At 71.2% G+C, this 26,312-nt stretch carries 21 protein-coding genes; 9 read left to right on the top strand and 12 right to left on the bottom strand.

What is annotated here, in order from left to right; translation table 11 throughout:
- Window positions 1–32: 32 nt before the first annotated feature.
- The 4 genes from H343_RS0108525 to H343_RS0108510 form a co-directional block, all read right to left on the bottom strand.
- Complete coding sequence (locus H343_RS0108525; RefSeq protein ID WP_028430781.1) at window positions 33–3,941, bottom strand: multifunctional oxoglutarate decarboxylase/oxoglutarate dehydrogenase thiamine pyrophosphate-binding subunit/dihydrolipoyllysine-residue succinyltransferase subunit; 3,909 nt, start codon at window positions 3,939–3,941, stop codon at window positions 33–35.
- Between the two features lie 255 nt (window positions 3,942–4,196).
- Entirely contained in the window at window positions 4,197–5,312 is a 1,116-nt protein-coding gene (locus H343_RS0108520; protein ID WP_051264950.1) for a sensor histidine kinase, read from the bottom strand.
- A 153-nt stretch (window positions 5,313–5,465) separates the two neighbouring features.
- Window positions 5,466–6,305 (bottom strand): response regulator transcription factor, encoded by an 840-nt coding sequence (locus tag H343_RS29670; RefSeq protein WP_051264830.1) that lies wholly within the window; start codon window positions 6,303–6,305, stop codon window positions 5,466–5,468.
- 78 nt (window positions 6,306–6,383) lie between these two features.
- On the bottom strand, window positions 6,384–7,118 hold the full coding sequence (locus H343_RS0108510) for a spermidine synthase (RefSeq protein ID WP_028430779.1): 735 nt from the start codon (window positions 7,116–7,118) through the stop codon (window positions 6,384–6,386).
- A 166-nt stretch (window positions 7,119–7,284) separates the two neighbouring features.
- On the opposite strand from H343_RS0108510, the gene lon reads away from it, so the two are divergent.
- Window positions 7,285–9,714, top strand: coding sequence for an endopeptidase La (gene lon, locus H343_RS0108505; RefSeq protein WP_028430778.1), 2,430 nt, complete (start codon window positions 7,285–7,287; stop codon window positions 9,712–9,714).
- A 102-nt stretch (window positions 9,715–9,816) separates the two neighbouring features.
- On the opposite strand, the gene H343_RS0108500 is transcribed toward lon, so the two are convergent.
- Window positions 9,817–10,668: a lysozyme gene (locus H343_RS0108500; RefSeq protein ID WP_028430777.1), complete on the bottom strand. Its 852-nt coding sequence runs from the start codon at window positions 10,666–10,668 to the stop codon at window positions 9,817–9,819.
- Between the two features lie 217 nt (window positions 10,669–10,885).
- Here H343_RS0108500 and H343_RS0108495 point away from each other — a divergent pair, with 217 nt between their 5' ends.
- A complete protein-coding gene (locus tag H343_RS0108495) occupies window positions 10,886–11,332 on the top strand; it encodes a MarR family transcriptional regulator (protein WP_051264948.1) in 447 nt (148 codons plus the stop codon).
- 11 nt (window positions 11,333–11,343) lie between these two features.
- Here H343_RS0108495 and H343_RS0108490 read toward each other — a convergent pair whose 3' ends face one another.
- Window positions 11,344–12,198 (bottom strand): hypothetical protein, encoded by an 855-nt coding sequence (locus H343_RS0108490; protein WP_028430775.1) that lies wholly within the window; start codon window positions 12,196–12,198, stop codon window positions 11,344–11,346.
- A gap of 428 nt (window positions 12,199–12,626) precedes the next feature.
- Here H343_RS0108490 and H343_RS0108485 point away from each other — a divergent pair, with 428 nt between their 5' ends.
- The 5 genes from H343_RS0108485 to H343_RS0108465 are packed head-to-tail and all read left to right on the top strand — an operon-like array spanning window position 12,627 to window position 18,384.
- Entirely contained in the window at window positions 12,627–15,473 is a 2,847-nt protein-coding gene (locus H343_RS0108485) for a nitrate- and nitrite sensing domain-containing protein (protein WP_028430774.1), read from the top strand.
- Window positions 15,470–16,048: a roadblock/LC7 domain-containing protein gene (locus H343_RS0108480; RefSeq protein ID WP_028430773.1), complete on the top strand. Its 579-nt coding sequence runs from the start codon at window positions 15,470–15,472 to the stop codon at window positions 16,046–16,048. Before H343_RS0108485 ends, H343_RS0108480 begins: the two co-directional genes overlap by 4 nt.
- Window positions 16,045–16,461, top strand: coding sequence for a DUF742 domain-containing protein (locus H343_RS0108475; protein WP_028430772.1), 417 nt, complete (start codon window positions 16,045–16,047; stop codon window positions 16,459–16,461). The genes H343_RS0108480 and H343_RS0108475 overlap by 4 nt, the downstream gene beginning before the upstream one ends.
- 7 nt (window positions 16,462–16,468) lie before the next feature.
- Entirely contained in the window at window positions 16,469–17,080 is a 612-nt protein-coding gene (locus H343_RS0108470) for a GTP-binding protein (RefSeq protein WP_106958813.1), read from the top strand.
- 47 nt (window positions 17,081–17,127) lie between these two features.
- The gene (locus H343_RS0108465; RefSeq protein WP_028430770.1) at window positions 17,128–18,384 is read left to right on the top strand and encodes a styrene monooxygenase/indole monooxygenase family protein; all 1,257 of its coding nucleotides are present in this window, start codon (window positions 17,128–17,130) and stop codon (window positions 18,382–18,384) included.
- A 239-nt stretch (window positions 18,385–18,623) separates the two neighbouring features.
- Here H343_RS0108465 and H343_RS29665 read toward each other — a convergent pair whose 3' ends face one another.
- From H343_RS29665 to H343_RS0108435, 6 genes are all read right to left on the bottom strand, one after another.
- Window positions 18,624–19,736, bottom strand: coding sequence for a C40 family peptidase (locus tag H343_RS29665; RefSeq protein ID WP_051264826.1), 1,113 nt, complete (start codon window positions 19,734–19,736; stop codon window positions 18,624–18,626).
- A gap of 240 nt (window positions 19,737–19,976) precedes the next feature.
- On the bottom strand, window positions 19,977–20,840 hold the full coding sequence (locus H343_RS29660) for a protein kinase domain-containing protein (RefSeq protein ID WP_158679536.1): 864 nt from the start codon (window positions 20,838–20,840) through the stop codon (window positions 19,977–19,979).
- A 94-nt stretch (window positions 20,841–20,934) separates the two neighbouring features.
- A complete protein-coding gene (locus H343_RS0108450) occupies window positions 20,935–21,216 on the bottom strand; it encodes a hypothetical protein (protein ID WP_028430769.1) in 282 nt (93 codons plus the stop codon).
- Window positions 21,217–21,702, bottom strand: coding sequence for a redox-sensitive transcriptional activator SoxR (soxR, locus tag H343_RS0108445; RefSeq protein ID WP_028430768.1), 486 nt, complete (start codon window positions 21,700–21,702; stop codon window positions 21,217–21,219).
- A gap of 90 nt (window positions 21,703–21,792) precedes the next feature.
- Entirely contained in the window at window positions 21,793–22,530 is a 738-nt protein-coding gene (locus H343_RS0108440; protein ID WP_028430767.1) for a TetR/AcrR family transcriptional regulator, read from the bottom strand.
- A 64-nt stretch (window positions 22,531–22,594) separates the two neighbouring features.
- Entirely contained in the window at window positions 22,595–23,551 is a 957-nt protein-coding gene (locus H343_RS0108435) for an AurF N-oxygenase family protein (RefSeq protein WP_028430766.1), read from the bottom strand.
- Between the two features lie 179 nt (window positions 23,552–23,730).
- Here H343_RS0108435 and H343_RS0108430 point away from each other — a divergent pair, with 179 nt between their 5' ends.
- Window positions 23,731–24,849: a ferritin-like domain-containing protein gene (locus tag H343_RS0108430; RefSeq protein ID WP_028430765.1), complete on the top strand. Its 1,119-nt coding sequence runs from the start codon at window positions 23,731–23,733 to the stop codon at window positions 24,847–24,849.
- A gap of 347 nt (window positions 24,850–25,196) precedes the next feature.
- On the top strand, window positions 25,197–26,039 hold the full coding sequence (locus H343_RS29655; protein ID WP_051264823.1) for a SigB/SigF/SigG family RNA polymerase sigma factor: 843 nt from the start codon (window positions 25,197–25,199) through the stop codon (window positions 26,037–26,039).
- The last annotated feature ends 273 nt before the right edge of the window (window positions 26,040–26,312 follow it).

Raw genomic sequence — 26,312 nt, 5'->3', positions numbered from 1 at the left:
CGGGGGTCCGAGGCTCCGCGGCTTTCACAGCGTCACAGGTCGAAGACCTCCTGGATCAGATTCTGCTGCTCCTCCTGGTGCCGCTTGCCGGAACCGACAGCGGGCGACGAGGACGACGGACGGGAGACCCGGCGCAGCCGGTCCGCGTTGGGGACCGGGTCGGAGCCGATGATCAGGTCCAGGTGGTCGACCAGATTGAGCGCGATGAACGGCCACGCCCCCTGGTTGGCCGGCTCCTCCTGGGCCCACAGGAACTTCGACGCACCGCTGTACTTCGCCATCTCCGCCTGGATCTCCTTGCCGGGCAGCGGGTAGAGCCGCTCCAGCCGGATGATCGCGGTGTCGCTCAGCCCCCGCTTCTGCCGCTCGGCGTCCAGGTCGTAGTAGACCTTGCCCGAGCAGAAGACGACCTTGCGGACGTCGGCCGGGTCCACCGAGTCGTCACCGATGACCGCACGGAACCCGCCCTCGGTGAACTCCGACGACTTCGAGGCCGCGGCCTTCAGCCGGAGCATCGACTTCGGGGTGAAGACGACCAGCGGCTTGTGGTGCGGGTTGTGGACCTGCCAGCGCAGCAGGTGGAAGTAGTTCGACGGGAGGGTCGGCATGGCGACCGTCATGCTGTTCTGCGCGCACAGCTGGAGGAACCGCTCGATGCGGGCCGAGGAGTGGTCCGGGCCCTGGCCCTCGTAGCCGTGCGGCAGCAGCAGTGTGACGCCCGAGGTCTGGTTCCACTTCTGCTCCGCCGAGGTGATGAACTCGTCCACCACCGTCTGCGCGCCGTTGACGAAGTCGCCGAACTGCGCCTCCCACATCACCAGCGCCTCGGGACGGGCCAGCGAGTAGCCGTACTCGAAGCCCATCGCCGCGTACTCGCTCAGGAGCGAGTCGTAGACGTTGTAGCGGGCCTGCTCGTCGGAGAGGTAGAGCAGCGGCGTGTAGTCGTTGCCGGAGTTCTGGTCCAGCAGCACCGCGTGGCGCTGGCCGAAGGTGCCGCGCCGGGAGTCCTGCCCGGCGAGGCGGACCGGAGTGCCCTCCATCAGCAGCGAGCCGATGGCCAGGGTCTCGCCCATGCCCCAGTCGATGGTGTCGTCCTCGATCATCGCCGCGCGCCGCTGGAGCTGCGGAAGCAGCCGCGGGTGGACGGTGACGTGGTCGGGGATGTTCACCTGCGACTCGGCGATGCGCTTGACGACCTCCTGGGTCACGCCGGTCTCGACGTGCACCGGGAACTCCGCCTCGGGCTGCGGGACTTCGGCCGGTGCGGGTGCGTTGGCCGCGTCCCGCACCTCCGTGAAGACCTTCTCCAGCTGCCCCTGGAAGTCCTGGAGCGCCTGCTCGGCCTCCTCCAGCGTGATGTCGCCGCGGCCGATCAGCGACTCGGTGTACAGCTTGCGCACCGAGCGCTTCTTGTCGACCAGGTTGTACATCAGCGGCTGGGTGAACTGCGGGTTGTCGGTCTCGTTGTGCCCGCGGCGGCGGTAGCAGATGAGGTCGATGACCACGTCCTTGTTGAACGCCTGGCGGTACTCGAAGGCCAGCCGCGCCACGCGGACCACGGCCTCCGGGTCGTCACCGTTCACATGGAAGATCGGGGCCTCGATCATCCGGGCCACGTCGGTGGAGTACATCGACGAGCGCGCCGACTCGGGCGCCGCGGTGAAGCCGACCTGGTTGTTGACGATGATGTGCACCGTGCCGCCGGTGCGGTAGCCGCGAAGCTGCGACATGTTGAGCGTCTCGGCCACCACGCCCTGCCCGGCGAAGGCGGCGTCACCGTGGAGCTGGACGGGCAGGACGGTGAAGTCCGTACCGCCCTTGCCGATGATGTCCTGCTTGGCCCGGGCGACGCCCTCGACGATCGGGTCGACCGCTTCGAGGTGGGAGGGGTTGGCCGTGAGCGAGACCTTGATCTGCTCGCCGTCCAGACCGGTGAAGGTGCCCTCGGCGCCCAGGTGGTACTTCACGTCGCCGGAGCCGTGCATCGACTTCGGGTCGAGGTTGCCCTCGAACTCGCGGAAGATCTGCGCGTAGGACTTGCCGACGATGTTCGCCAGCACGTTCAGCCGGCCGCGGTGCGCCATGCCGATCACGCACTCGTCCAGCCGCGACTCGGCCGCGGCGTCGAGCACGGCGTCCAGCATGGGGATGACGGACTCGCCGCCCTCCAGCGAGAACCGCTTCTGGCCCACGTACTTGGTCTGCAGGAACGTCTCGAACGCCTCCGCGGCGTTCAGCCGGCGCAGGATGCGCAGCTGCTCGTCACGCTCCGGCTTGGAGTGCGAACGCTCGACCCGGTCCTGGATCCACTTGCGCTCCTTGGGGTCCTGGATGTGCATGTACTCGATGCCGGTCGTGCGGCAGTACGAGTCACGCAGGACGCCGAGGATGTCGCGCAGCTGCATCATCGACTTGTTGGCGAAGCCGCCGACCGCGAACTCCCGCTCCAGGTCCCACAGAGTGAGCCCGTGCTGGGTGATGTCCAGGTCGGGGTGCTTGCGCTGCTTGTACTCCAGCGGGTCGGTGTCGGCCATGATGTGGCCGCGCACCCGGTAGGAGTGGATCAGGTCGAAGACGCGGGCGGCCTTGGTGACGTCGTCGTCGTGGGAGGCGTCGATGTCCTGGTTCCAGCGCACCGGCTCGTACGGGATGCGCAGCGCCTTGAAGATCTCGTCGTAGAAGCCGTCGTCGCCGAGCAGCAGCCGGCTGACGATGCGCAGGAACTCGCCGGAGGCCGCGCCCTGGATCACCCTGTGGTCGTACGTGCTGGTCAGCGTCATCACCTTGGAGACGCCGAGCCGGTTGAGGGTGTCCTGCGAGGTGCCCTGGAACTCCGCCGGGTACTCCATCGCGCCCACGCCCAGGATCAGGCCCTGGCCGGGCATCAGCCGCGGCACGGAGTGCACGGTGCCGATGCCGCCGGGGTTGGTGAGCGAGCAGGTGACGCCGGAGAAGTCCTCCATCGTCAGCTTGTTGTTGCGGGCACGGCGGACGATGTCCTCGTATGCCTGCCAGAACTCGAAGAAGGTGAGCGTCTCCGCCTTCTTGATGGCGGCGACGACGAGCTGGCGGTCGCCGTTGGGCTTCACCAGGTCGATGGCCAGACCGAGGTTGACGTGGTCGGGCTTGACCAGCGTCGGCTTGCCGTCCTTCTCCGTGAAGGAGTGGTTCATCGACGGCATCGCCTTCAGCGCCTGCACCATGGCGTAGCCGATGAGGTGCGTGAAGGACACCTTGCCGCCACGGGCGCGCTTGAGGTGGTTGTTGATGACGATGCGGTTGTCGAAGAGCAGCTTGACCGGGACGGCACGCACCGAAGTCGCCGTCGGCAGCTCCAGCGAGGCGTTCATGTTCTTGGCGACGGCCGCGGACGGGCCGCGCATCGCCACGTACTCCGGGCCCTGGGGCTGCTCCGCCGCGGACTCCTCGCCACCGCCCTTCGCGGGCGCGGCCTTGGCCGGCGCCTGCTTGGCCGCGGGCTTCGCGGCGGGCTCGGCGGGAGCGGCGGACTTCCCCGCAGCCTTGGCCGGCGACTTGGCCGGTGCCTGCCCGGCGGGCCCGGCCGGGGCGGCCGCCCCGGCGGTGGTGCCCGTCGCGGCGGCGTTCCCGGCGGAGCCCTGGCCGGACCCCGTCTCGGGCTGAGCGGGGGCCGGAGCGGCCTGCGCGGGACCGGCCGCCACGCCCGCAGTGCCTGCTGCGGCACTGGGAGAGGCGGCTGAGTCCGCCGTCGGAGCGCTCACGGCACCCACGGCCTCGGAGCCCGGCTTGTAATCGGCGAAGAAGTCCCACCAGGCTCGGTCTACCGAGTTCGGGTCCTGGAGGTACTGCTGGTAGATCTCGTCGACGAGCCACTCGTTTGGCCCGAACACGGCGGCGGGATCACTTCCCTGACCGTCCTGCTGGGTCGAGACGCTCGAGCTGTTGGGGGACTGTGACGACACGGCGGCAACCGCCCTCTTCCGCGTTCCTTAGATGGTGGACAGCGGAAACAAAGGCTACGCCCCTATCGGCCCACCTTGCAGTCCGGCCGGGCTTGTCGTCGTGCAAGTCACATCGAGAGACCGGTTTCGTCGCAAGATCTGGCGGGAAACAACCAGAGTTTGCCCGTGCACAGACCCGTGACGGTTCCGGCGCCCGCCGACGCGCTCTTGTCCGCTGCCATCCCCGCCGCGGGCCGCGTCCCCTTCGAGCGTAGGTCAGGCCACCGGCTTCTCCAGGCCCGGAAGAGTGACCTGGATGCGGCAGCCCCGTGGGGACTCGGCCACCCTGATCCAGCCGCCGTGCAGATCGACCGCCCAGCGGGCGATCGCCAGTCCCAGGCCCGTGCCGCCGTCGCCGCCTCCGCCGCCCGCGCTGCGCTGCGAGGGCGCGTCGGCGCTCTTCGTGCGGTTGAAGCGCTCGAAGGCGAGGGCGCGCTCGGACTCGGGGATGCCGGGCCCCTCGTCGAGCACCTCCACCTCCAGGCTCTCCTCGCCCGTGCCGGGGCGGGCCCGCACCGTGACGCGTCCGTGCGGCGGGCTGTGCTTGACCGCGTTGTCGATGAGGTTGGCGACGACCTGGTGCAGACGTTCGGCGTCGGCGTAGGCCGTCAGTTCGGGCGGGGAGACGTCGAGATGCAGATGGACGTCCGTACGGGAGTGGCCCTGGCCCTTGCTCATGTTCGCCTCTTTGAGGACGCCCGCAAGGTACGGCCACACTTCGAAGCGGCGGGCGTGCAGCGGCACGACTCCGTTGTCGAGACGGGAGAGGTCGAGCAGGTGCGCCACCAGCCTGCCCAGCCGGTCGGTCTGCTGGAGCGCGGTGCGCATCGTCTCGGGGTCGGCGTCCGAGACGCCGTCCACCACGTTCTCCAGAACCGCGCGCAGTGCCGCGATCGGGGTGCGCAGCTCGTGCGAGACGTTCGCGACCAGCTCCTTGCGGTGCCGGTCGACGGCCTCCAGGTCGGCGGCCATGCGGTTGAAGGTCTCCGCCAGCTCGCCGAACTCGTCCCGTCTGTCACCGCGTACGCGCCGCGAGTAGTCGCCGTGGGCCATGGCTCTGGCCGCGTCCGTCATCTCGTCCAGCGGCGCGGTGAGCGACTGGGCCACGAACTGGGTGATCAGCAGCGAGGCGATGATCGAGATGATGGTGATCACCCGCAGCTCCGTCGCGGAGTTGACCGCGAAGAGCGCGAGCAGGGTCGTGATCACGACGGAGACGATGACGAGCGCGCCCAGGGCGGCCTTGACCGAACGGTAGGGATCGAGCGGACGCAGCCCCTCCCACAGCCGGTCGATCCAGCTCACCCAGACCGGTTCCCAGCGGCGGCGCAGAAACCGGTTCAGGCGGAGCAGGCCCCGCAGCACGCGCCCCAGGAACGCCCGTGTGGCGCGTGGTGCCGCGCGCACGGCACGGACCGTACGAGGGGTGTGCGGGGCAGCCGCGGAGGGCGTGTCGGGCACCTCTGTCACGTCTGTCCGCCGCCGTCAGAAGTCGTCGCCGGCCGCCGATGGCCCGCCGGCCGCTGCGGACGCGGAGGCGGACGCCGGCCCGTCGGAGGAGCCCGCGGCGTTCGAGGAGCCGGGCGTCTCCAGGGCGTAGCCCACGCCGTGCACCGTACGGATGCGCTCGGCGCCGATCTTGCGGCGCAGCGCCTTGATGTGACTGTCGACGGTCCGCGTCCCGGAGGCGTCGGCCCAGTCCCACACCTCGGCGAGCAACTGTTCGCGGGAGAGAACTGCCCGCGGCGAGTGCGCGAGGCAGACGAGCAGGTCGAACTCGGTGGGGGTGAGATGCACGTCCTCACCGGTGACCCGGACGCGGCGCTGCGCGTGGTCGATCTCCAGCTCGCCGAGGCGGAGTATCCCGCTGCGCGGCGTGTGCGCGGCGAGTGTCGCGCGCTCCACGCGGCGCAGCAGTACGTGCACCCGTGCGGCGACCTCGCGCATGGAGAACGGCTTGGTCATGTAGTCGTCCGCGCCGACACCGAGTCCGACCAGCATGTCGGTCTCGTCGTCGCGGGCAGTCAGCATCAGGACGGGGACCGGCCGCTGCGTCTGGACCCTGCGGCAGACCTCCAGTCCGTCGAAACCCGGCAGCATCACGTCGAGCACGATCAGATCCGGCTGCCAGGCCTCGGCCGTGTCGACGGCGGCGGGCCCGTCGCCCGCCGTCTGCACCTGGAAACCCTCGGCGCGCAGCCGCATCGCGATCGCGTCCACGATCGTGGGATCGTCCTCCACGACCAGGATTCGGCGCTGAGCGCCCGGGGTGGTCGCCGCGGCGGCGTTGCTGCCCTGTGCTGGTGTGATGTTCTTCTGGTCCATTGACCCCGCCCCTGCTTGGCCCCGTGGCCTGTTTGTGTGCGTGCTTGCAGCAGGGTAAGGGCCCGTTGTCGGCTGCGGCTATGCCGGTTTGGTTGCGAAGTGGACCACGTCGGGGACGCCTCGGGCGACGGGGATCTCTTCTGTCCGAACCCGGTCGAATCCGGCATGCCGCAATGCGTCCTCGAATGTCGGGGAGGCTTGGGCGGACCAGACCGCGAGTACGCCGCCGGGTTTCAGCCGGCCGGCGCAGGCGGCGAGTCCGGAGGGGGAGTAGAGGGAGCTGTTGTCGTCGGTGACCGTCCAGGCGGGGCCGTTGTCGATGTCCAGGCACAGGGCGTCGAAGGCCGGGCCGTCGCCGTCCCGCACGTACGCCACGAGGTCCGTGTGCACGACCGCGGTACGGGTGTCGCGCAGCGCCTGTGCCGACCAGGGGGAGAGAGGCCCGCCCTCGCGGTGCCAGCCGATGACCGCGTCCTCGCGCTCGGCCACGGTGATGCGGCCCCATTCCGGCTCGGCGGCGGCCGCGGCGAGGGAGAAGCCGACGCCGAGTCCGCCGATGAGGAGGCGGGGGGCGTCGAGGTGGGGCCGTGTGCGGCGCAGCTCGTCCAGTGCCGCGCGTACCAGCAGCCGTTCGGAGCGGCCGTCGGAGGTGTCCATGAGGAAGGTGCCGTTGGCGATGATCTGCAGCAGCTCCCCGTGCCGCCGCAGCACCACTTCGCCGTGCGGTCCTTCTTGGCGGTCGAGGACGACGGGCGGTGTTGCCGGGCCGGCGTTCCGGGCGTCGGCGGGTGAGGGGCTGGTCTCCTGCGGCATGCGGCCATCCTGCCGTGCCGCCGCCCGTGCCGGGGGCGGCCCGCTCGGCCCGTGGACGGCCGGTGCGGACGATCGCTCCTGGCGAACAGCGCGAAGCGGGGGGAACAACCACGGGCGGGCGCGCATTGAGTGGTCATAGCTCAACTTGCCTGCTTAGGGAGAGATCATGGCACCGAAGTCCACACAGCTCACCCTGCCCGTACTGCCCCTCGACGACGACGTCGTGCTGCCGGGAATGGTGGTGCCGATGGACCTGTCCGACAGCGAGGTGCGGGCGGCGGTGGAAGCCGCCCAGGCAGCGGCCCCGGAAGGGGACAAGCCCCTCGTGCTGCTGGTGCCGCGCGTCGGGGGCACATACGCGGACATCGGCGTGGTCGGCCGTGTCGAGCAGGTCGGACGGCTGGCCGACGGCGACCCCGGTGCGCTGATCCGCGGCCGTCAGCGGGTCCGGGTCGGCTCCGGTACGACCGGACCGGGCGCGGCCCTGTGGATCGAGGGCACCGGGCTCGACGAGCACGGCGCCGGCACCGGCACCGCCGCCCCCGCCGAGGCGGAGGAGCTGATGACCGAGTACAAGGCGCTGGCGGCGGCCTGGCTCCGCAAGCGGGGCGCGTGGCAGGTCGTGGACCGCCTCCAGCAGATCGACGACGTCGGCCAGCTCGCCGACAACGCCGGCTACTCCCCCTTCCTCTCGACCGACCAGAAGCTCACCCTGCTGCGGACGTCCGACCCGCTGGAGCGGCTGCGCTTCGCCGTCGCGTCACTGCGCGAGCACCTGGCCGAGCAGGACGTGGCCGAGTCGATCGCGAAGGACGTCCAGGAGGGCGTCGACAAGCAGCAGCGCGAGTTCCTGCTCCGCCGCCAGCTCGAGGCCGTGCGCAAGGAGCTGGCCGAGCTGAACGGAGACCCCGAGGACGAGGGCGAGGACTACCGTGCCCGCGTCGAGGCGGCCGGTCTGCCCGAGCACGTGCACAAGGCCGCCCTGAAGGAGGTCGAGAAGCTGGAGCGCTCCTCGGACCAGTCGCCCGAGGGAAGCTGGATCCGCACCTGGCTCGACACCGTCCTGGAGCTGCCCTGGAACGAGCGGACCGAGGACGCCTACGACATCGGCGGCGCCCAGACCGTCCTGGACGAGGACCACGCGGGTCTGCAGGACGTCAAGGAACGCATCACCGAGTACCTGGCGGTGCGCAAGCGGCGCGAGGAGCGGGGTCTCGGCGTCGTGGGCGGGCGGCGCGGAGGCGCGGTGCTCGCGCTGACGGGTCCGCCCGGGGTCGGGAAGACCTCGCTCGGGCAGTCCGTCGCACGCGCCATGGGACGTGAGTTCGTCCGCGTGGCGCTCGGCGGCGTCCGCGACGAGGCCGAGATCCGCGGGCACCGGCGTACGTACGTCGGCGCGCTGCCCGGACGGATCGTACGGGCGGTGAAGGAGGCGGGTTCCATGAACCCCGTCGTGCTGCTGGACGAGGTCGACAAGCTCGGCTCCGACTTCCGCGGCGATCCCTCGGCGGCGCTGCTGGAGGTCCTCGACCCGGCGCAGAACCACACCTTCCGCGATCACTACCTGGAGGTCGAACTCGACCTGTCGGACGTGGTCTTCCTCGCCACCGCGAACGTGCGGGAGGCGATCCCCGAGGCGCTGCTGGACCGGATGGAGGTCGTGCAGCTCGACGGCTACACCGAGGACGAGAAGATCACCATCGCCCGTGACCACCTGCTGCCCCGGCAGCTGGAGCGCACGGGTCTGGGCGCCGAGGAGGTGCGCATCGAGGACGGCGCGCTGCGCAGGCTCGCGGGCGAGTACACGCGGGAGGCGGGCGTGCGGAATCTGGAGCGCGCGGTCTCCCGGGTGCTGCGCAAGGTCGCGGCGCGGCACGAACTGGGCGAGCGTGAACTCCCCGTCGCCGTGGGGCCCGACGAGCTGCGTGGTCTGATCGGCCGGCCGCACCACACTCCCGAGTCCGCACAGGACCCGGCGGAGCGGCGCACCTCCGTGCCGGGGGTCGCGACCGGTCTGGCGGTCACGGGCGCGGGCGGGGACGTGCTCTTCGTGGAGGCGTCGCTGGCCGACCCGGAGACGGGTGCCTCAGGGCTGACGCTGACCGGGCAGCTCGGGGACGTGATGAAGGAGTCGGCGCACATCGCGCTGTCGTACCTGCGCTCGCGCGGTGCCGAACTGGAGCTGCCGGTCGGTGATCTCAAGGAGCGCGGCATCCACCTTCACGTGCCGGCGGGTGCCGTGCCCAAGGACGGTCCCAGCGCGGGCGTCACCATGACCACCGCGCTGGCCTCGCTGCTGAGCGGGCGTCAGGTCCGTACGGATGTGGCGATGACCGGCGAGGTGTCGCTGACCGGACGGGTGCTGCCCGTCGGCGGCGTGAAGCAGAAGCTGCTCGCGGCTCACCGGGCCGGTGTCAGCACGGTGATCATCCCCAAGCGGAACGAGCCCGACCTCGACGACGTGCCCGAGGAGGTGCTGGAGGGCCTGGAGGTGCATCCCCTGGCCGACGTGCGCCAGGTGCTCGAACTGGCGCTGACGCCCGCCGAGTCCGGCCGGGTGGACGGCGGGGGACGGGAGTTCCCGGTGGCGGTCTGACCGCCACCGGGCGCCCCTCCCGGGCGGAGCCGCCGCGACGCACCGTGCCGTCCCCCGGACGGCACGGTGCGTCGCGCGGTCACGTCGTTCGCCGGCGAGGCCCTATCCGTTGGCGAGGGCCCTCAGCCGGTCCATCGAGCCGTTGAAGAGGTTGTGGTCGCCGACCGTCGGTCCGGTCGAGGTGTACTGCCAGAAGGTGTGGAAGCCCCATCCGGCGGGGAGCGCGCCGGGCGAGGAGGCGTAGCGCGCGATCCACAGCGGGTTGGTGCTGCCGAAGCCGCCGTTGTTGCCGGTGCAGGTGGTCCACCAGTCGGTCGTCGTGTAGATCACCGCGTCGCGGCCGGTGCGGGCCTTGTATGTGCTGGTGAAGTCCCTGATCCAGTTGACCATGGCGCTCTGGCTCAGCCCGTAGCAGGTGGCGCCGTAGGGGTTGTACTCGATGTCCAGCACGCCGGGCAGCGTCTTGCCGTCTCCGCTCCAGCCGCCGCCGTTGTCGGCGAAGTAGTTGGCCTGCGCGGCGCCGCTGGAGTTGCCCGGGAGTGCGAAGTGGTAGGCGCCGCGGATCATGCCGACGTTGTAGGAGCCGTTGTACTGCTGGGTGAAGTAGGGGTTCTTGTACGAGGTGCCCTCGGTGGCTTTCACGTACGCGAACTTCACGCCGCTGTTCCAGAGGGTCGGCCAGGCGACGTTGCCCTGGTGACTGCTGACGTCGACACCCTCCACGCCGGCGGTCAGGCTCTCGGGCCGGGTGCCGTCGGTGGGGTCACCGCCCTCGTGCATGCGTACGCCCACCCCCATGGACGCCTCGCCGGGCTTGATCGGTGTCTCGTCCTGTGCTGCCGCGCTCGCCACACCGGGTGCGGTGACGAGCAGGGCGAGTGCCGAGATGAACATCCCGGCCGCAGAGAGGATTCCGCGTCTGCGGCGGGCCGTGCCGGATCCGTGAGCGGGCATTGCTGCCTCCGAATCGGTCGGTGGGGGTGAGGCGACCTGCCACTGGTGTGGGCATGTCAATTTGACTGTACGCGCGTAGACAGGGGTGCGGAAGACGGGCCACTCGCCGCCGGTGGTCCATACCTGCGAAATACTGCCGGAGCTGGGACGATCTCCGGCAGTGGTGGGGAACTTTCTGCACGGAAAGCTGGGAGAGGGCGCATACGTGGACGAGTCCATGCGGAAGTACGCACCCGAACTACTTGACCTGGAAAGGGAATTGACGGTCTTCATGCGACGGGCCCGGGCGTTCTCGGGCGAGCTTGCCCGCGAGGTGCACCCCGAACTGGAGCCCGCCGCCTACGGTCTGTTCGTCCGTCTGGAGGACGGCGGACCGCAGCGCGCCACCGACCTCGCCGCCTTCTTCGGCGTCGGCAAGGCGACCATCAGCCGTCAGCTGCGCACGCTGGAGAACCTGGGCCTGATCACCCGTTCCCCCGACCCGGCCGACGGCCGTGCCTCACTCGTGCACCTCACCCCGCAGGGGCGCGACCGCTTCGCGCTCGTGCGCGAGGCGCGCCGCGCGGAGTACGTGCGCAAGCTGGCCGCCTGGGACCGTGCCGAGGTCGCGGAGCTGGCGCGGCTGCTGCACCAGCTCAACGACCTGGCGGACGAGGAGGGTTGAGGCCCCGGCGTTCAGCCGAACGCCACGAGGACGGCAGCCGCGTCGTCGTGGCGCTTCCCGCGGGGGTGCGCGGCGCCCCGCGGGTCGGCACGCTCCGCCTCCCGTACGCGCGCCACCAGCGCCGCCGTGCCCTCCTTCCGCGCGAGGGCGGTCAGCCCCGCCCAGTCACCGAGCCGGAAGGTCTGCGTCCAGCGGGCCGCCCCGTCGGTGAGCGCGAGCAACGTGCGTACGTCCGCGCGCCGTTCGGTGCCGGTCACGGCGAGGGAGGCGACGGCGGGGTCGGCCGCCGCCGTGTGGAAGCCCGTGCCGTCGGCGGCGTTGCGCAGCGCCTCGACGGCCTCCGTGTACTCGGCCCTCGCGGCGGCCCGTTCGGGTCCGCCCTCGGGGAGGGCGCGCACGCGGTCGCGCAAGCCGCGGACATGCGGCGGGAGTTCGTCGAGCCGGGGGTCGAGCGCGGGCGTGACGGTGGCGTCGGCGCGCTCCACCAGCAGCACCGAGTCGGAGAGCACCAGATGCTCCACCTGCTCGTCGTCCCAGCGTGCGGCCACGACGGTCGCCTGGGGAGTCCGCCTGTGAGAAAGGTCACAGATTGAACCATGTGCGTCGGCGGTACGAGAGATGGCCGCCGAAAGACATCCCGGCAGCGTCAGATCCCGCCGGGAGGCCGACAGTTCGAGCATCGCGCCGCCCAGCCGTGCCGTGAACCACGGCACGCCGTGCGCACATCCGACGTCCTCGCGCGGCGGCGTCACGCCGTCCAGGACCACCAGCGCGCCGCCCTCCCCGGAGGCGGGCAGGGCCGCCGAGGCGTAGTCCTCGCCGGGGCGCCGGGGGTCACCGGGCTCGCAGGTCATCTCGATGCGCATGGCGCCAGTCTGCCGCAGCGTGAGCGGGGAGGAGGGCACGTCCGGGGCCCTGTCAAGAGCCGTCGTGCGCGGGGACTCCAGCAGGTCAGGCGCGCGGCCGGGGCGGAGTTGACCGGAATGGGTGCGTCCGTAAGTATGCGAGCGCGCATCCTGCCAAACCGCCCCGGTTTTTCCAACCGGTCCCCGGGTCAGGGCGGTTGGACTGCGCGTGACGGAGTTGTTCGTCAACTCCGGAGTACGGTTCACTCCTTCGGGTGGCCCGGCAGGAGACCGTCGCCCGCCTCTCATCCGTACTGGAAGGGTCGGACGGCGTACAAGGGGCGTGAGTGCGGCGCGGACGCGCGGCGGAGCCCACTCCTGCAACACAAGGTTGCACTGCTCCAACCGGGCCGGACCTGGGGCAGGCCCCGACGAGATTGCGAGCACGGGTGCGGACGAAGCTACTGCGGAAACCGGCAGGACCGGGACGGTCCCGGACACCGACGGCGGACCGGGCGGCAGCTCCCGGGCCGGGCCAAGCCCCCGCCGGCCGCCGGGCACGGGTACGCAACCGCCTCCTGGCCAGCGTCGCGCTCTGCTCCCTCGCCGTCCTCGGCGCCGGCGCGCCCGCCGTGCTGGACGCCTCCGGGGACCTCAGGGAGTCGCAGCGCCTGGTCGACCGCGCGGAACTCGACAAGCGCTCCATCTCCCTCACCCACGCCCTCGCCGACGAGCGCGACGGCATGGTGGAGTACGTCGCCGCGGGACGCACCAGCCGCGACGGGGCCGGCGTCACGGAGGAGCAGCGCACCCGCGTCGACCGCCAGGTCACCGAGATCAGACAGGGCGCACCCGAGCGGGTGCGGCAGGCCCTCGACAAGCTTCCCCGTGTCCGCCAGCAGGCGCAGGCAGGCGGCAGCACCGCCCAGGACATCCACGAGGCCTACACCGCGACGATCAGAACGCTCCAGGACGTCGGCGTCGGCGTGGCCCGTTCGCTGCCCGCCCGCGCCCAGGAGACGTCCGGCTCCTCCGGGGGCGCGGGAGCGGCACACGCCCTGCCCGACCTCGGACAGGCGGTCGAGCGCGCCTCCGCCGTACGCGGCCTGCTGCGCGGGGCCCTCGCGGGTGACGGCGCACAGCCCGGAATGACCGCCGAGGCCCAGCGCGCGAACGTACGCGAGCAGGCCGCACTCGAGGACTTCGGCGACGAGGCGCCCACCTCCGTCCGCGATTCGTACGCCAACACGGTCACCGGCGCCGACGTCACACTCGCCGAGCGCTACCTGGAGCGGCTCACCGACCGGCCGTACCTGACGGCGAGCGACCGCGCCCTCGACGGCGAGCGCATCGACGCGGCGCTCTCCGCGCGCATCGACAGCATGCGGGGTGTCCAGTCGTCCTTCGCCGCCGAGCAGTTGCGGAGGATGGAGCAGCTGCGCGACGACGACGTGACGGCGCTGGAGACGGGCGTCGCGCTCCTCGCCGTGTGCCTGCTGGCCGCGGTCGGCGTCAGCGTGCACACGGCGCGTTCGATGGCGCGTCCGCTGTCGGTGCTCACCCGCGGCTCGCGCAGGCTGGCCGAGGACCCCGTGGGTGAGAAGCCGGTGGCCTACCGCGGAAGGAACGACGAGTTCGCGGACGTCGTGCGGTCGCTGAACAAGCTGCGCGAGACCGTCGTGACCGTCCAGGAGCGGGCGGGCGAGGCCGAGGCGGACAACACCTACCTCGTGCGCTCCAAGGACACGCTGACCGCCGAACGCGACCGGCTGCGCGCCGAGTACACCACGCTCAAGGAGCGTCTGGAATCCCTCTCCGGGGCCGTGCACGGCACGTTCGTCAACCTGGCCCTGCGCACGCTGGGGCTCGTCGAGCGACAGCTCGGCGTCATCGAGAACCTGGAGGACCAGGAGAGCGACCCCGGCCGGCTCTCCACGCTCTTCAAGCTCGACCACCTCGCGACCCGGATGCGGCGCTACAGCGAGAACCTTGTGCTGCTCGCCGGAGCCGAGCACGTCACCTCCCACCACTCCGGTCCGGTACCGCTGCTGGACGTCCTGCGTGCCGCGATCAGTGAGATCGAACGCTACGACCGGGTCGAGCTGGGCACGCTGCCGCCGCACGTGCAGGTCTCGGGCCACGCCGCGGACGACCTGAGCCATCTCGTCGCCGAACTGCTCGACAACGCTGCCACCTTCTCCCCGCCGGAGGCCCAGGTGCAGCTCTCCGGGTGGCTCCTGGAGAGCGGCGAGATCATGCTCTCCGTCGAGGACGAGGGGATAGGCGTCACCGGCAGGCGGCTCTCCGCGCTCAACTCCCGGCTGAGCGTGCCCGACGGGAACGAGCCGCCGGAGATGTCCGCCTCGGGCGACCCGCAGCCGCGGGAGCGGACGGCGGAAGCCGGCCTGGGCATGGGGCTGTACGTGGTCGCACGGCTGGCGTCCCGGCACGGGCTCCGGGTGGAGCTGCGCGAGCGCAAGCAGGGCGGTGTCGCGGCTGTCGTCGCGGTGCCCAGCGCGCTGCTGCCGTCGCGTCCGGCACCGGTGTCCGCCCCGTCGGACGAAGGTGTGCGCGGCGCGAACCGGGGAGTGCCCGCGTTCCCGGGGACGGTCGCGGAGGCCAACTCCAACGCTCTGCCGCGCCGTCGGGTGCCCGGCATCCACAGCGGCACGGAGGCCGGGGCCCCCGCCGCCGGGCAGCAGGACGCCCCGGCCACGGCACCCGGGGGCGGCGCGGACGATCCGCTGGTCGCCGCCGCCGAACAGGCGATCAAGGACTCGGGCACCGGGACCGGGCCGGCGCCCGCCGCCCAGAGCCCCGTACCCGAGCAGCACGGACGGGCCCCCGCCGACGCCTTCGGCGACCAGGGGGCACGGCCGGGCGCCGGTACGGACGCCCCGCACTCCGGTATGTACGCACCGGACGCCGGTACGGACGTGCCCCCCGCTCCCCGGCCGCAGGCAGCCCCGCACGCCGCGGAGCCGTCAGCCGGGGAACCGCCAGCCGCGGAGCCGGAGCCGGAGCCGGCGACGCCGGAAGCGCCCCCGCGGCCCAGAGTGACCGACAAGGGGCTGCCGAAGCGGACACCCCAGCAGGTGGCCGCCCAGAGCGGCCCCGTGGAGCCGCGCAGACAGGGCGCCAACGCCGAGGAGCTGCGGCGCAGGCTGGGCGGTTTCCAGCGGGGCGCCCAGCACGGGCGCCGTGACGCGGAGGCCGAGGCGGGCGCTGATGGGAACGGGACTGATCAATCGGGGGCGCAGTCAGACGGTGGCACCGCCGAGGAGGCTCGTACGTGAACGCGTCCACCACGCGCACGACCGGCAGTAAACAGGCGCGCAATCTGCGCTTCCTGCTGGACAACCTTGTCGACGAGGTGCCGGGCATCCTGTCCGTCGCCGTCGTCTCCTCCGACGGGCTGCTGCTTCTCTCCTCCGACCCGGAGCTGGAGGGTCAGGCGATCGCCGGAACGCCTTCCACCGGGTCCGGCGAGGACAGCGGCGGCGAGTCCGGACGGACGACAGACACCGGCGGAAGCGGGAGACCACCCGCCCGCGGCGAGGGCAAGCGGGGCGGGCCGAGAGGATCGAGCGCCGACCTGGCCACCATCGTCTCGGGTCTGGGCTCCCTGACGCTCGGCGCCGCGAAGCTGATGGACGGCGGCGAGATCCGGCAGACGATGATCGCCATGGACGAGGGTTCCCTCTTCGTGATGTCGATCAGCGACGGCTCGCTGCTCGGTGTGCATGCCACGCCGGACTGCGACATGAGCGTCATCGCGTACCACATGGCGCTGTTCGTGGGCCGTGCCGGCCACGTCCTGACACCCGAACTCCGCACCGAACTGCGCACGTCGATGGAGCTGGACCAGTGACACCTGCTGCTTCCTCCCCGCCCCCCTTGCCGTCACGACGCGGCGAGACCGGCAAGTCCAGGCGCGTACGCCCCTATACGCTCACCGGGGGACGTACACGTTTCGGCCATGTGCTGCTGGTCGAGACGATCGTCGCCGCCATCGAGGCCCCCGAAGAACGCCCGGAGCTGACCTCGGGCGGGCTGCGTGACCGGGTGATGCCGGAGATGCGGGCCATCGTCGAACTCTGCCGCCGCATGCGGTCGGTGGCGGAGATCGCCGCACTGTTGAACATGCCGCTGGGCGTGGTCCGCGTTCTGCTCAGCGACCTCGCCGATCAAGGACGGGTGCGCGTTCACGGCACCGGGCACGGCAGCGACCGTCCCGACCGTGCGCTGCTGGAAAGGGTGCTGGGTGGACTTCGCAGGCTCTGAGTCGGTCGTGGAAGGGGCGCGGAGCGCGAACGACGCTCCCGGGATACAGCACTGGCAGGAGGACCTCACCCGTGCCCCCATATCCACCAAGATCGTGGTCGCCGGCGGCTTCGGTGTCGGCAAGACGACTCTGGTCGCCTCGGTCTCGGAGATCGAGCCGCTGACGACCGAGGCGCTGATGACGCAGGCCAGCGAGGCGACGGACGACCTCGCCTCGACGCCGGAGAAGACCACCACCACGGTCGCCATGGACTTCGGGCGGATCACGCTCGAGGACGACCTCGTGCTCTATCTCTTCGGCACACCGGGCCAGCAGCGCTTCTGGTTCATGTGGGACGACCTCGTGCGCGGCGCGATCGGGGCCGTCGTCATGGCGGACACGCGGCGGCTGGAGGACTGCTTCCCGGCCCTGGACTACTTCGAGAGCTGCGGATTTCCCTACGTCGTAGCGGTCAACCACTTCGAGGGGACCACCGCGTACGCCGCGGACGACGTGCGAGAGGCTCTTTCGGTCCCGCAACAGGTACCGGTCGTGATCATGGACGCCCGCGAGAGGCCCACGGTCGTGAAGTCGCTTCTCGAACTGGTCGGTCACGCCCTGGACGTCACGCCCGCGTGAGCGGGCGCCCAACTGCACGCACGTACGACGGAGAAGAGAGCCCCGCCATGCGGAAGATACTCATTGTCGGAGCCGGCCAGGCCGGTCTCCAGCTCGCGCTCGGCCTGCAGTCGGAAGGCTACGAGGTCACCGTGATGTCGAACCGCACAGCGGAGGAGATACGCGGCGGCCGGGTGATGTCGACCCAGATGCAGTTCCACACGGCGCTCCAGCACGAGCGCGACATCCAGGCCAACTTCTGGGAGAGCCAGGCCCCGAAGGTCGAGGGTCTGGGCGTCTCCGTGGCCGACCCCGAGTCCGTCCAGGGGCCCGGTGAGACGCAGCGGGCCATCAACTGGCTGGGGAAGCTGAACGGTTACGCCCAGTCCGTCGACCAGCGCGTGAAGATGGCCGGCTGGATGGAGACCTTCGCCCAGCGGGGCGGCCAGCTGGTGATCCACGGCGCGGCGGTCTCCGACCTGGACTTCTTCGCCCGCAAGTACGACCTCGTCCTGGTCGCGGCGGGCAAGGGCGAGCTGGTCTCGATGTTCGGCCGGGACGCCGAGCGCTCGCCCTACGACGCTCCGCAGCGCGCCCTGGCCGTCAGCTACGTCACCGGACTCGGCCCGCGCCCCGAGCACCCGGACACCGAGGCCGTGCGCTGCAATCTGGTGCCGGGCGTCGGTGAACTCTTCGTCATGCCGTGCCTGACCACGTCGGGGCGCTGCGACATCCTCTTCTGGGAGGGCATCCCGGGCGGTCCCCTGGATGTCTTCCAGGGGATCAAGGACCCCGGCGAGCACCTGGCCAGGACCCTGGAGCTGATGGAGTCCTTCACGCCCTGGGAGTACGCGCGGGCCACGAAGGTGGAGCTGACGGACGCGGGCGGCACGCTCTCCGGGCGGTACGCGCCGACCGTCCGCAAGCCCGTCGGAAGGCTGCCCAGCGGTGGTGCGGTGCTCGGCGTCGCGGACGTCGTCGTCGCCAACGACCCCATCACCGGGCAGGGATCGAACTCGGCCTCCAAGTGCGCCGCCGCCTATCTCGCGTCCATCCTGGAGCGGGGCGAGGAGCCCTTCGACGAGGAGTGGATGCAGCAGACCTTCGACCGCTTCTGGTCCGAGGTACGGCACACCACCAAGTGGACGAACGCGATGCTCGCCCCGCCGCCCGAGCACGTCCTCAACGTGATCGGCGCGGCCGGCCAGTTCCAGCCGGTCGCCGACCGCTTCGCGAACGGGTTCAACGACCCGTCCGACTTCGAGGAGTACCTCTACGAGCCGGAGAAGGCCGAGGCGTACCTCGGCGAGGTCGCCGGAGGCTGACAGGCCGGCAGGCACGGCCGCGCACTGCCCGGACGCGTGCCCCGCCGTGTCACCCCGCCGCGGCACGCCGCCGCGTCACCCCGCCGATGAGGACGGCCGCCGCGTCCGGGCACTGCCCGGAGCGGCGGCCGTCACCTCATCCGTCCGGTCCGTGACCGGACGGGGAGCGGGCGGGGAAGGGGACCCGCCCGCGGCTGGGAAGTACCGCCCGAGAACCGCGGCGTCGCCGCGGCCGGGTCTCACAGCAGACGCTTCGGCAGCGTGTAATGGCGCAGGGCGCGCTTCCCGGCGTCCGGCCGAACGGCGCCCCGCACCTGCCGGATGGAGCGCACGGATGCCAGCTTGACCGCACTGCCGGGACGGGGCGCGTGCACGATCTTGCCGAGGCCCGCGTACAGCGCGACGTGCGAGGCGGAGCGGTAGTAGACGACGAGGTCACCGGGGCGCAGCTTGTTCATGGGGACGTGCCGCAGTTTCTTCCACTGGCCCTGGCTGGTGCGCGGAATCTTCCGGCCCGCCTTGCGCCAGGCCGTCGAGGTCAGCCCGGAGCAGTCGAAGGCGCGCGGCCCGGCCGCCCCGTACCGGTAGGGCTTGCCGAGCTGCCGCAGCGCGTACGTCACCGCCCGGGCCCCCGCGGACGACGGCAGGCGGCGCGCCTTCGATCTTCCCGGTTTGCCGGACTTGCTGCTCGCCGCCGTCAAGGTGTGCGGTGCGCCCCCCTGTTGTGCCGCTCCGATGCCGCGCATCCGCTCCAGACGCTCGCCCGAGAGCGACGCCAGGATCTTCTCCACCCCCCGGAGCCGGGTGCGTACCTCGTCCCGCTGCCGCCTCTGCTGCTCCGTCAGCTTCTGCTGTTCGGCGAGTGCCTTACGGGCGCGGCCGGCGAGCTGCCGCTGTCTGGATTCGCCGGCGACCAGCCGCCGGACGGTCAGCGCCTGCCGCCCGGCGGTCCGTTCGACCACGTGCAGTCCGTCCAGTGCGCCCTGCGGGTCACGCGTCAGCATGAGCTGTGCGAGCGGAGGGAGGCCGATGTCGCCGCGGCGGTACTGCTGACGGGCGACCCGGCCGGCCTCCCTGCGGCTCTCGGCCAGCGCGGAACGTACGGACGCCAGCGCCTCCTGTGCGTCCTGTGTGCGCTCGCGCTGCCGGGACAGCTTCTTGGCCGTCGTCCTGTACGCCTCGGAGGCGGCCTCGGTCCGGGTGTAGAGGACCTGGAGGTCGCGCAGCAGTTCGCTGACGGACCTGCCGCCGGGGTCCGCGGCCGCCGCCGGGGACTGGAAGGCGAGCGCGGCGACGGTCACCGAGGCCAGAGCCCCGGCGCCGACGGAACGCAGTGCGGGCAGGTGTGACACGGGATCGCCTCCGATCTGACTCGGTACCGCAGCGATCGTGCACGGCGGGTGCTGTTACCGGTGAGGACGGCGGGCGCGGGGTCCGTCTCCGTCACCCGAAGGGTGAGCGTGCGTCGCCCGTGCGGCGGCAGCGGGAGGCGGTCTGCGGTGGCACTCCCGCCCGGTTCCGCGGCACTTCCGGCGGCACTCCGTGCCGCTGGAAAGGGAGCCGGGAGCGGTCGCCGTCCGAAGAGGCGACGGTCACCGCCCGAAGAGGCGCCTGCCCGACAGGCCGCGGGCAGCGTGTGCCACCTGCTCCGCGTCCTTGAGGTAGGCGTCGGGAAGCCAGTGACTCGCATGCTCCTCGGCCATGCCTGCCAGGTCCAGCGCGTCGACGAGGACCTTGGGGGAGGGCCGGGCGTCCGGTGTCTTGTGCAGGCAGGCGAAAAGGGCCGGGCACAGGGCGTCCGGCACGCCCGACAGGTCCGGGTCCTCGCGCGCCATGGGCAGCATGTTCGCGGCGAAGGGCCGGTGGGCGCTGGCGGCGAGGACCAGCGCCGCGCCCACGTCGAAGACGTCGTCCGCGGCCTCGTCGGTGCCGGGTCCGCTCATACGGCCCAGGGCCAGCCCGTAGTCGACGGCGCGCGGCGAGTCCGCGGCGAGCAGCACGTTGTGCGCGCCCAGATCGCGGTGGGACATCCCCACCGAGTGCAGGGCGACCAGCGCACGTGCGAGTGCGCCTCCCAGCGCGCGCACGCCGGTCTCGGGCAGCGGCCCGTACTGCGCGACGAGGGTCTCCAGCGACGAGCCGGGCACGAAGGCGTGGGCGATCCAGGGCCGTGTGCCGTCCAGTTCGCAGCCCGCGGCCCCCGCGACGTAGGGACTGTGCACGCTGTTGGCGACGGTCTGCATCTCCTGCCGCAGCCGCGCGCGCAGCGGGCGGTCGCGGATCAGCTCCGGCCGCAGCGCCCGCACGGCGACGAGCTGCTTGCGTGCGCCGCGGTGCGGTGCCCCGCGCCCGAGGTAGACGGTGCCCATGCGGCCGTTGCCCAGCACCCCGTGCAGGCGGTACGGACCCAGCTGCTGGGGATCTGAGCTGCGGAGTCCGGCCGTCCCTTGGGTCACGCGGAGCAGAATAGGGCGCACAGGGTGCGCAAGGGGACGGCGCCAGCAGAACCGCCGCACTTCTTCGCAAACTTCACATGGGTGCCGTGAATCGTCACGGATCGCGCAGGGGCTCCGCGCGGCTCCACGGCCAGCGCGGCTTTCCGCGCGGGCGCCCTTCGGGTTCGTGTACGTAGCGCCAGCCGCGCGGCAGTCCGAGCCGCCGGGTGTGTGCCGCCGGCTCCAGCCGGTAGACGTGCACGGTGGTGTTGCCGGTCTCCGGGCAGGGCACGGGTATCTCGTACGTACGGGGCGGGCGTCCGTTCATCCCCACGGCCACCGGAAGGACGCGGCCGTCCATGGGGCCGCCGAGGAAGACCGTCTCCTCGCTGCGCATTCAGCTCTCCTCCCCGCACCCGGTCTGCTCGCAGCCGGCCAACGAGCGCGGGCCGGGGCCCTGTTCGCCGAGTGTGTCGCAGGGGTTGGCCAGTGCGCAGTGGTCCAGGGAGAGGCAGCCGCAGCCGATGCACTCGGTGAGGTGGTCGCGAAGCTGCGTCATGAGCTTGATGCGCTGATTGAGGTCGGCACGCCAGCCCTCCGAGACCCGGGCCCAGTCCTCCCGGGTGGGGGTGCGGTTGTCGGGCAGCAGGGCGAGCGCCTCGCGGATGGCGGCGAGGGGTATGCCCAGGCGCTGCGATGCGCGGATGAAGGCGACGCGGCGGAGGGTGTCGCGGCTGTAGCGGCGCTGGTTGCCCGAGGTGCGACGGCTGTGGATGAGGCCCTCGCGCTCGTAGAAACGCAGCGCCGAGGTGGCGACCCCGGCGCGCTCGGCGAGTTCGCCGACGGTCGCTTCCTTCGCCTGCCAGGACAGTTGTGTGGGCATGGAGTCATGCTACGTGAGCTTCAAGCGCTCTTTAAGTTCAACTCCGCGGGGCGGGTCCGTGGAGCGGGAACAGCGCGCTCGTGCGGGACCTCACAGCAGATGCGCCTTGTCCGAGACCAGCGGCAGCATGCGCCGGGCCAGCTCGCCGGCCGGACCGTCCCGCTCCTCGGTGTCCAGCGCACGCCGCACGATGCCGGCCGTCTCCGCGTCGCGTGTGGCCGTGACCGTCAGCAGCGCGACGAAGTGGTCGAGGAGCCAGTCGCGCAGTTCCGCGACGGGCGGCTGCTTGTCCTCGTCCAGCCAGATCAGCGAGGCCGCCTCGACCGCGGTGATCCACGTGCTGACCGTCATGCGCAGTCGCGCGCCCGCCTGCCGGCCCTCGGGGCGGAAGCCGAGATGGAAGAGGACCTGGTCGGCGGCGGCGCGCCGTACCTCGTCCACGATCGCGTGCGTACGGGAGGTCTGCACCACGCTGCCGCCCTGGAGGAGGGCCATGAAACCCGCGTCGTGCCCGTCGACGAAGGCGAGGTAACGGTCGAGGGCGCGGGAGAGCCGCCTGGTGAGCGGCCCGGTCTGCTCCTCCGCGAAGCACAGCTCCAACTCGTCCGCGGCACTGCGCAGCGCCGCCTCGTAGAGCTGCTGCTTGCCGCCGGGGAAGTACCGGTAGACCAGCGGACGTGACACTCCGGCGGCGGCCGCGACGTCGTCGGGGGAGACGTCCTCGGGCGGACGGTGCGCGAAGAGGCCGAGAGCCGCTGTGATCAGCTGCGTCCGCCGCTGGTCCACGGTGAGTCTCCGATAGGCCGGGGCGGCGCCGCTGCTGCTCATCCTCCGAGCGTAACCGCCGCACCGCGCCCGCACGGCGGGCACCGGGGCCCACCGGATCACCGCCTCACCGGGCGAGGAGTCCGGAGGAGACCCACATTTTCCGGCCGACGCCCCGCAGGACGCCGATCTCGTCCAGGAAGTCGGTCAGCCTGCGGGCGCCGGTCTGCATCACCTCGCGCCGGTGGCCGCTGGCCCTGACCTGAGCCACGGCCTCCCGCTTGTCGAGGCCGACGTTCGTGTAGACCTCCGGGTTGACGAAGGAGACGGAGAAGACGCGGGCCGCCTCGCCGGAGCTGACGCGGGTGAGCCCGGCCTCCCAGCGCGGGCAGCTGACCATCTGACGCCGCAGCTCCTCACGCGCGTACCGCACGTGCCGGGCCTCCTCGACGACATGGATGCGCGTGACGCCGCGTACCAGTGGCTGGATGCGCTCGTCCGGGAAGGTCAGCCGCTGCATCCAGTCGAGGATCTCCTCGCCGAGGAGGGTCGCGGTGAACGAACCGGGGGTGGTGGAGACGGTCTTGAGCAGCCGGGCGAGGTTGTGGTGCAGCCGGGAGACCGGGTACGCGGGGGCGCCGCCCTTTGTGATCAGGCGGGCGAACATCTTGGAGTGCCGGCACTCGTCCTCGATCTCCGTCAGCGCGTACCTCACATGGCTGCTGGTGAGCGGCTTGTCGTAGATGTGCCGCACCAGGAGCTGCATGAGGATCACCTCGAACCAGATGCCCAGCGACGCCAGCGAGGCGGCCTCGTGGCGGGCCAGGTCCAGGCGCTGCTCCTGTGACATCCGCTTCCACAGAGGGGTGTCGTAGAGCGAGACGAGCTCCGGCGGCCAGAACCACTTGCCGTCCTCGAAGGGGGCGTCCCAGTCCAGTTCGGTGTCCGGGTCGAACGAGTGCTTCTTGGAGGACTCCAGCAGGCGTTCGGCGACCTGCTCCCTGTCCTTGAGCCGGCCGAGGGCGTCCCGGAGCATCTCGTCCCCCGGTTTCCCGCCGGGGGAGTTGTCGGTGGTGGTCGTCATGCTGGGGCACCTCTCCACACGGTTACCGATGGTACGTACGGCCTTCCCGTTTATGAGACTGCTTGTCAGCAAGGACGTCAATCCCCTGCGCGCACTTCGCGTGGCCCATGTTGACCCGGCGGTAACCGGCGTGTGAGCCTGCCGACTACCGGCACCCGGCCCGGAGTCAGGAGGCGTCCATGTCCACGCACGACCTCTACGCCCACGATCCAGGAGCCGGGCAGTGGCAGGTCCCGGCCTCGGGCGCGGCCCGTTTCAGCTGGGAGTACGACGACGGACGCGACCGTCTGCTCGCCCTCTACCAGAAGGGCAAGGACAAGCAGTGGGACGGTCAGCGGCGCATCGACTGGGACCTCGAGGTCGATCCGATGGACCCGCTGGGCACCCCGGACGAGGCCATGTCCCTCCACGGCACGTCCTACTGGGACAAGATGGGCGCCGCCGAACGCGCCGAGCTGCGGCAGCACTACGCGTCCTGGCAGTTCAGCCAGTTCCTGCACGGCGAGCAGGGCGCCATGGTCTGCGCCGCGAGGATCGTGGAGTCCGTCCCGGACCTGGACGCGAAGTTCTACTCCGCGACCCAGACCATGGACGAGGCCCGGCACGCCGAGATCTACGGCCGCTTCCTGCACGAGAAGATCGGGATGGTCTACCCGATCAACGACAACCTGCAGTCCCTGCTGGGCGACACCCTCCGCGACTCCCGCTGGGACATGCCCTACCTCGGGATGCAGGTGCTGATCGAGGGGCTGGCCCTCGCCGCCTTCGGGATGATCCGCGACACCACGAACAAGCCGCTGCCCAAGCAGATCCTCGCCTATGTCATGCAGGACGAGGCGCGGCACGTCGCCTTCGGCCGCATGGCGCTGCGGGACTACTACAAGCAGCTGACCGAGGCGGAGCTGCGCGAGCGCGAGGATTTCGTCATCGAGGGCTGCTACCTCATGCGGGACCGCCTCAAGGGCGTCGAGGTGCTGGAGAACTTCGGAGTCCCGCGCGCCGAGGCCGAGACCTTCAGTGAGCAGTCGGAGTTCCTGCAGCTCTTCCGGAAGCTCCTCTTCAGCCGCATCGTGCCCTGCGTCCGTGACATCGGGCTGTGGGGCGAGCGGCTGCAGCGGGCGTACGTGGACATGGGCGTGTTCGAGATGGGCGACCAGAACCTCGATCTGCTGATGGCGCAGGACGAGGAGATCGCCGAGAAGCTCGACGCGGAACGCTTCGCCGCCGAGGAGGCCGAGCGCACCGCCGAGGTGGAGGAGGCCATCGCTCAGGGAGAGCGGGAGGAAACGCAGAGCTGACTCCCGGGGGCCGTACGTCCCGGCCCCGCCACCCCGGCCGGCCCTCTGCGGTGAGCGGCCGGACAGCCGGTCGGGCAGGTCTCTTCCCCTTCCGGCCCGAAGCCCCGGCACGCAGTGGCGTGCCGGGGCTTCCACGTGTGGCACGAGACCCGTCCGCGACGTAGTTTGAAGGTGATTGGGGGTAACGAACGGTGTCGTTACCCTTTGGGTGTTTTTGAGCACCTTGTGCTTCGGCCAGCAGGCACAGCTGCGGGAGGGCGGTCGGCGCTGCCGCGCCTGATCGCCGTGTCCATTTCCCGTGGTGATGCGCTACCCGTAGATCACCGTGCACCGGGAGGCAGCAGGTCATGTCAGCCGTTCGTTTCCGTGCGAAGCACGCACGCCATCCGCATGACGATGCACCCGAGACCGCGGCCCACTTCGAGCGCATCACCTCCCTTCCCGACGGGCCGGAGAAGGAGGAGCTGCGGCAGGAGGTGGTCCGCGCCTGGATGCCGATGGCCGACCGTCTCGCCCAGCGCTTCCGCAACCGCGGCGAGAATCTCGAGGACCTCCAGCAGGTCGCGGCGCTCGGCCTGGTCAAGGCCGTCGCCCGTTACGACCCCGCGCGGGGCTGCGCCTTCGAGAGTTTCGCCGTGCCCACGATCGTGGGCGAGATCAAGCGGCACTTCCGCGACTACATGTGGGACCTGCACGTGCCCCGCCGGGTGCAGGAGCTGCGCAACCGGGTACGGGCCAGCAGCCGTGAACTCGGCGTCACTCTCGACGACCGCTCGCCGACGGTGGCCCAGATCGCCGAGCACAGCGGACTGAGCCAGGAGGACGTCGTCGTCGGCATGGAGGCGCTGGAGAGCTACAGCGCCCTCTCGCTGGATGCCGAACTGTCCAAGAACGAGGAGGGCTACTCCCTCCTGGACACCCTCGGAGCCACCGAGCCAGGCTTCGACCGCGTAACCTACCGCGAGGCCGTCAAGCCGCAGTTGCGCAACCTTCCCGAGCGTGAGCGCTACATCCTCTACCTGCGGTTCTTCTGCGACATGACGCAGAGCAGCATCGCCGAGCAGCTCGGCATCTCCCAGATGCACGTCTCCCGGCTCATCAGCCGCACCTGCGAGCGTCTGCACCGCGAGGTCGAGGCAGAGGTCGCACGCGCCCACGACTCCTCCGCGCGGGCGCCGATCACGGTCTAGTACCCACACCGCCCGGCGCCGCTCACCGGGTCTCTCCCTCCCTCCTCGCGCGTCCCGTCACCGGGGCGCGCGAGGGGTGCGTCGCCGGGCTCCCGCCTTCACCCCTGCCACGGCGGGACGCAGAACACGGCACAGGCACGGGACGCAGAACACGGCACGGGGCGCGCGGACCATGTCTGCCGCCACCATGGGCGGCCCCGCGATGGTGTCGGACGGGGACGTGTGGCCGGCGCACGGGGCGCTCGTAATCTGCGGGGGCTCCGGCACGCACCG

Source organism: Streptomyces sp. TAA204 (assembly GCF_000424965.1).
This window is presented reverse-complemented; position numbering and strand designations above follow the sequence as displayed.

What these genes read in the sequence shown, in the direction of transcription:
- H343_RS0108440 (WP_028430767.1), bottom strand. Translation starts at nt 22,530, where the DNA reads ATGAGCAGCAGCGGCGCCGCCCCGGCCTATCGGAGACTCACCGTGGAC.
- H343_RS0108500 (WP_028430777.1), bottom strand. Translation starts at nt 10,668, where the DNA reads ATGCCCGCTCACGGATCCGGCACGGCCCGCCGCAGACGCGGAATCCTC.
- H343_RS0108490 (WP_028430775.1), bottom strand. Translation starts at nt 12,198, where the DNA reads ATGCGCATCGAGATGACCTGCGAGCCCGGTGACCCCCGGCGCCCCGGC.
- lon (WP_028430778.1), top strand. Translation starts at nt 7,285, where the DNA reads ATGGCACCGAAGTCCACACAGCTCACCCTGCCCGTACTGCCCCTCGAC.
- H343_RS0108430 (WP_028430765.1), top strand. Translation starts at nt 23,731, where the DNA reads ATGTCCACGCACGACCTCTACGCCCACGATCCAGGAGCCGGGCAGTGG.
- H343_RS0108495 (WP_051264948.1), top strand. Translation starts at nt 10,886, where the DNA reads ATGCGGAAGTACGCACCCGAACTACTTGACCTGGAAAGGGAATTGACG.
- H343_RS0108465 (WP_028430770.1), top strand. Translation starts at nt 17,128, where the DNA reads ATGCGGAAGATACTCATTGTCGGAGCCGGCCAGGCCGGTCTCCAGCTC.
- H343_RS0108435 (WP_028430766.1), bottom strand. Translation starts at nt 23,551, where the DNA reads ATGACGACCACCACCGACAACTCCCCCGGCGGGAAACCGGGGGACGAG.
- H343_RS29655 (WP_051264823.1), top strand. Translation starts at nt 25,197, where the DNA reads ATGTCAGCCGTTCGTTTCCGTGCGAAGCACGCACGCCATCCGCATGAC.
- soxR (WP_028430768.1), bottom strand. Translation starts at nt 21,702, where the DNA reads ATGCCCACACAACTGTCCTGGCAGGCGAAGGAAGCGACCGTCGGCGAA.
- H343_RS29670 (WP_051264830.1), bottom strand. Translation starts at nt 6,305, where the DNA reads ATGGACCAGAAGAACATCACACCAGCACAGGGCAGCAACGCCGCCGCG.
- H343_RS0108510 (WP_028430779.1), bottom strand. Translation starts at nt 7,118, where the DNA reads ATGCCGCAGGAGACCAGCCCCTCACCCGCCGACGCCCGGAACGCCGGC.
- H343_RS0108450 (WP_028430769.1), bottom strand. Translation starts at nt 21,216, where the DNA reads ATGCGCAGCGAGGAGACGGTCTTCCTCGGCGGCCCCATGGACGGCCGC.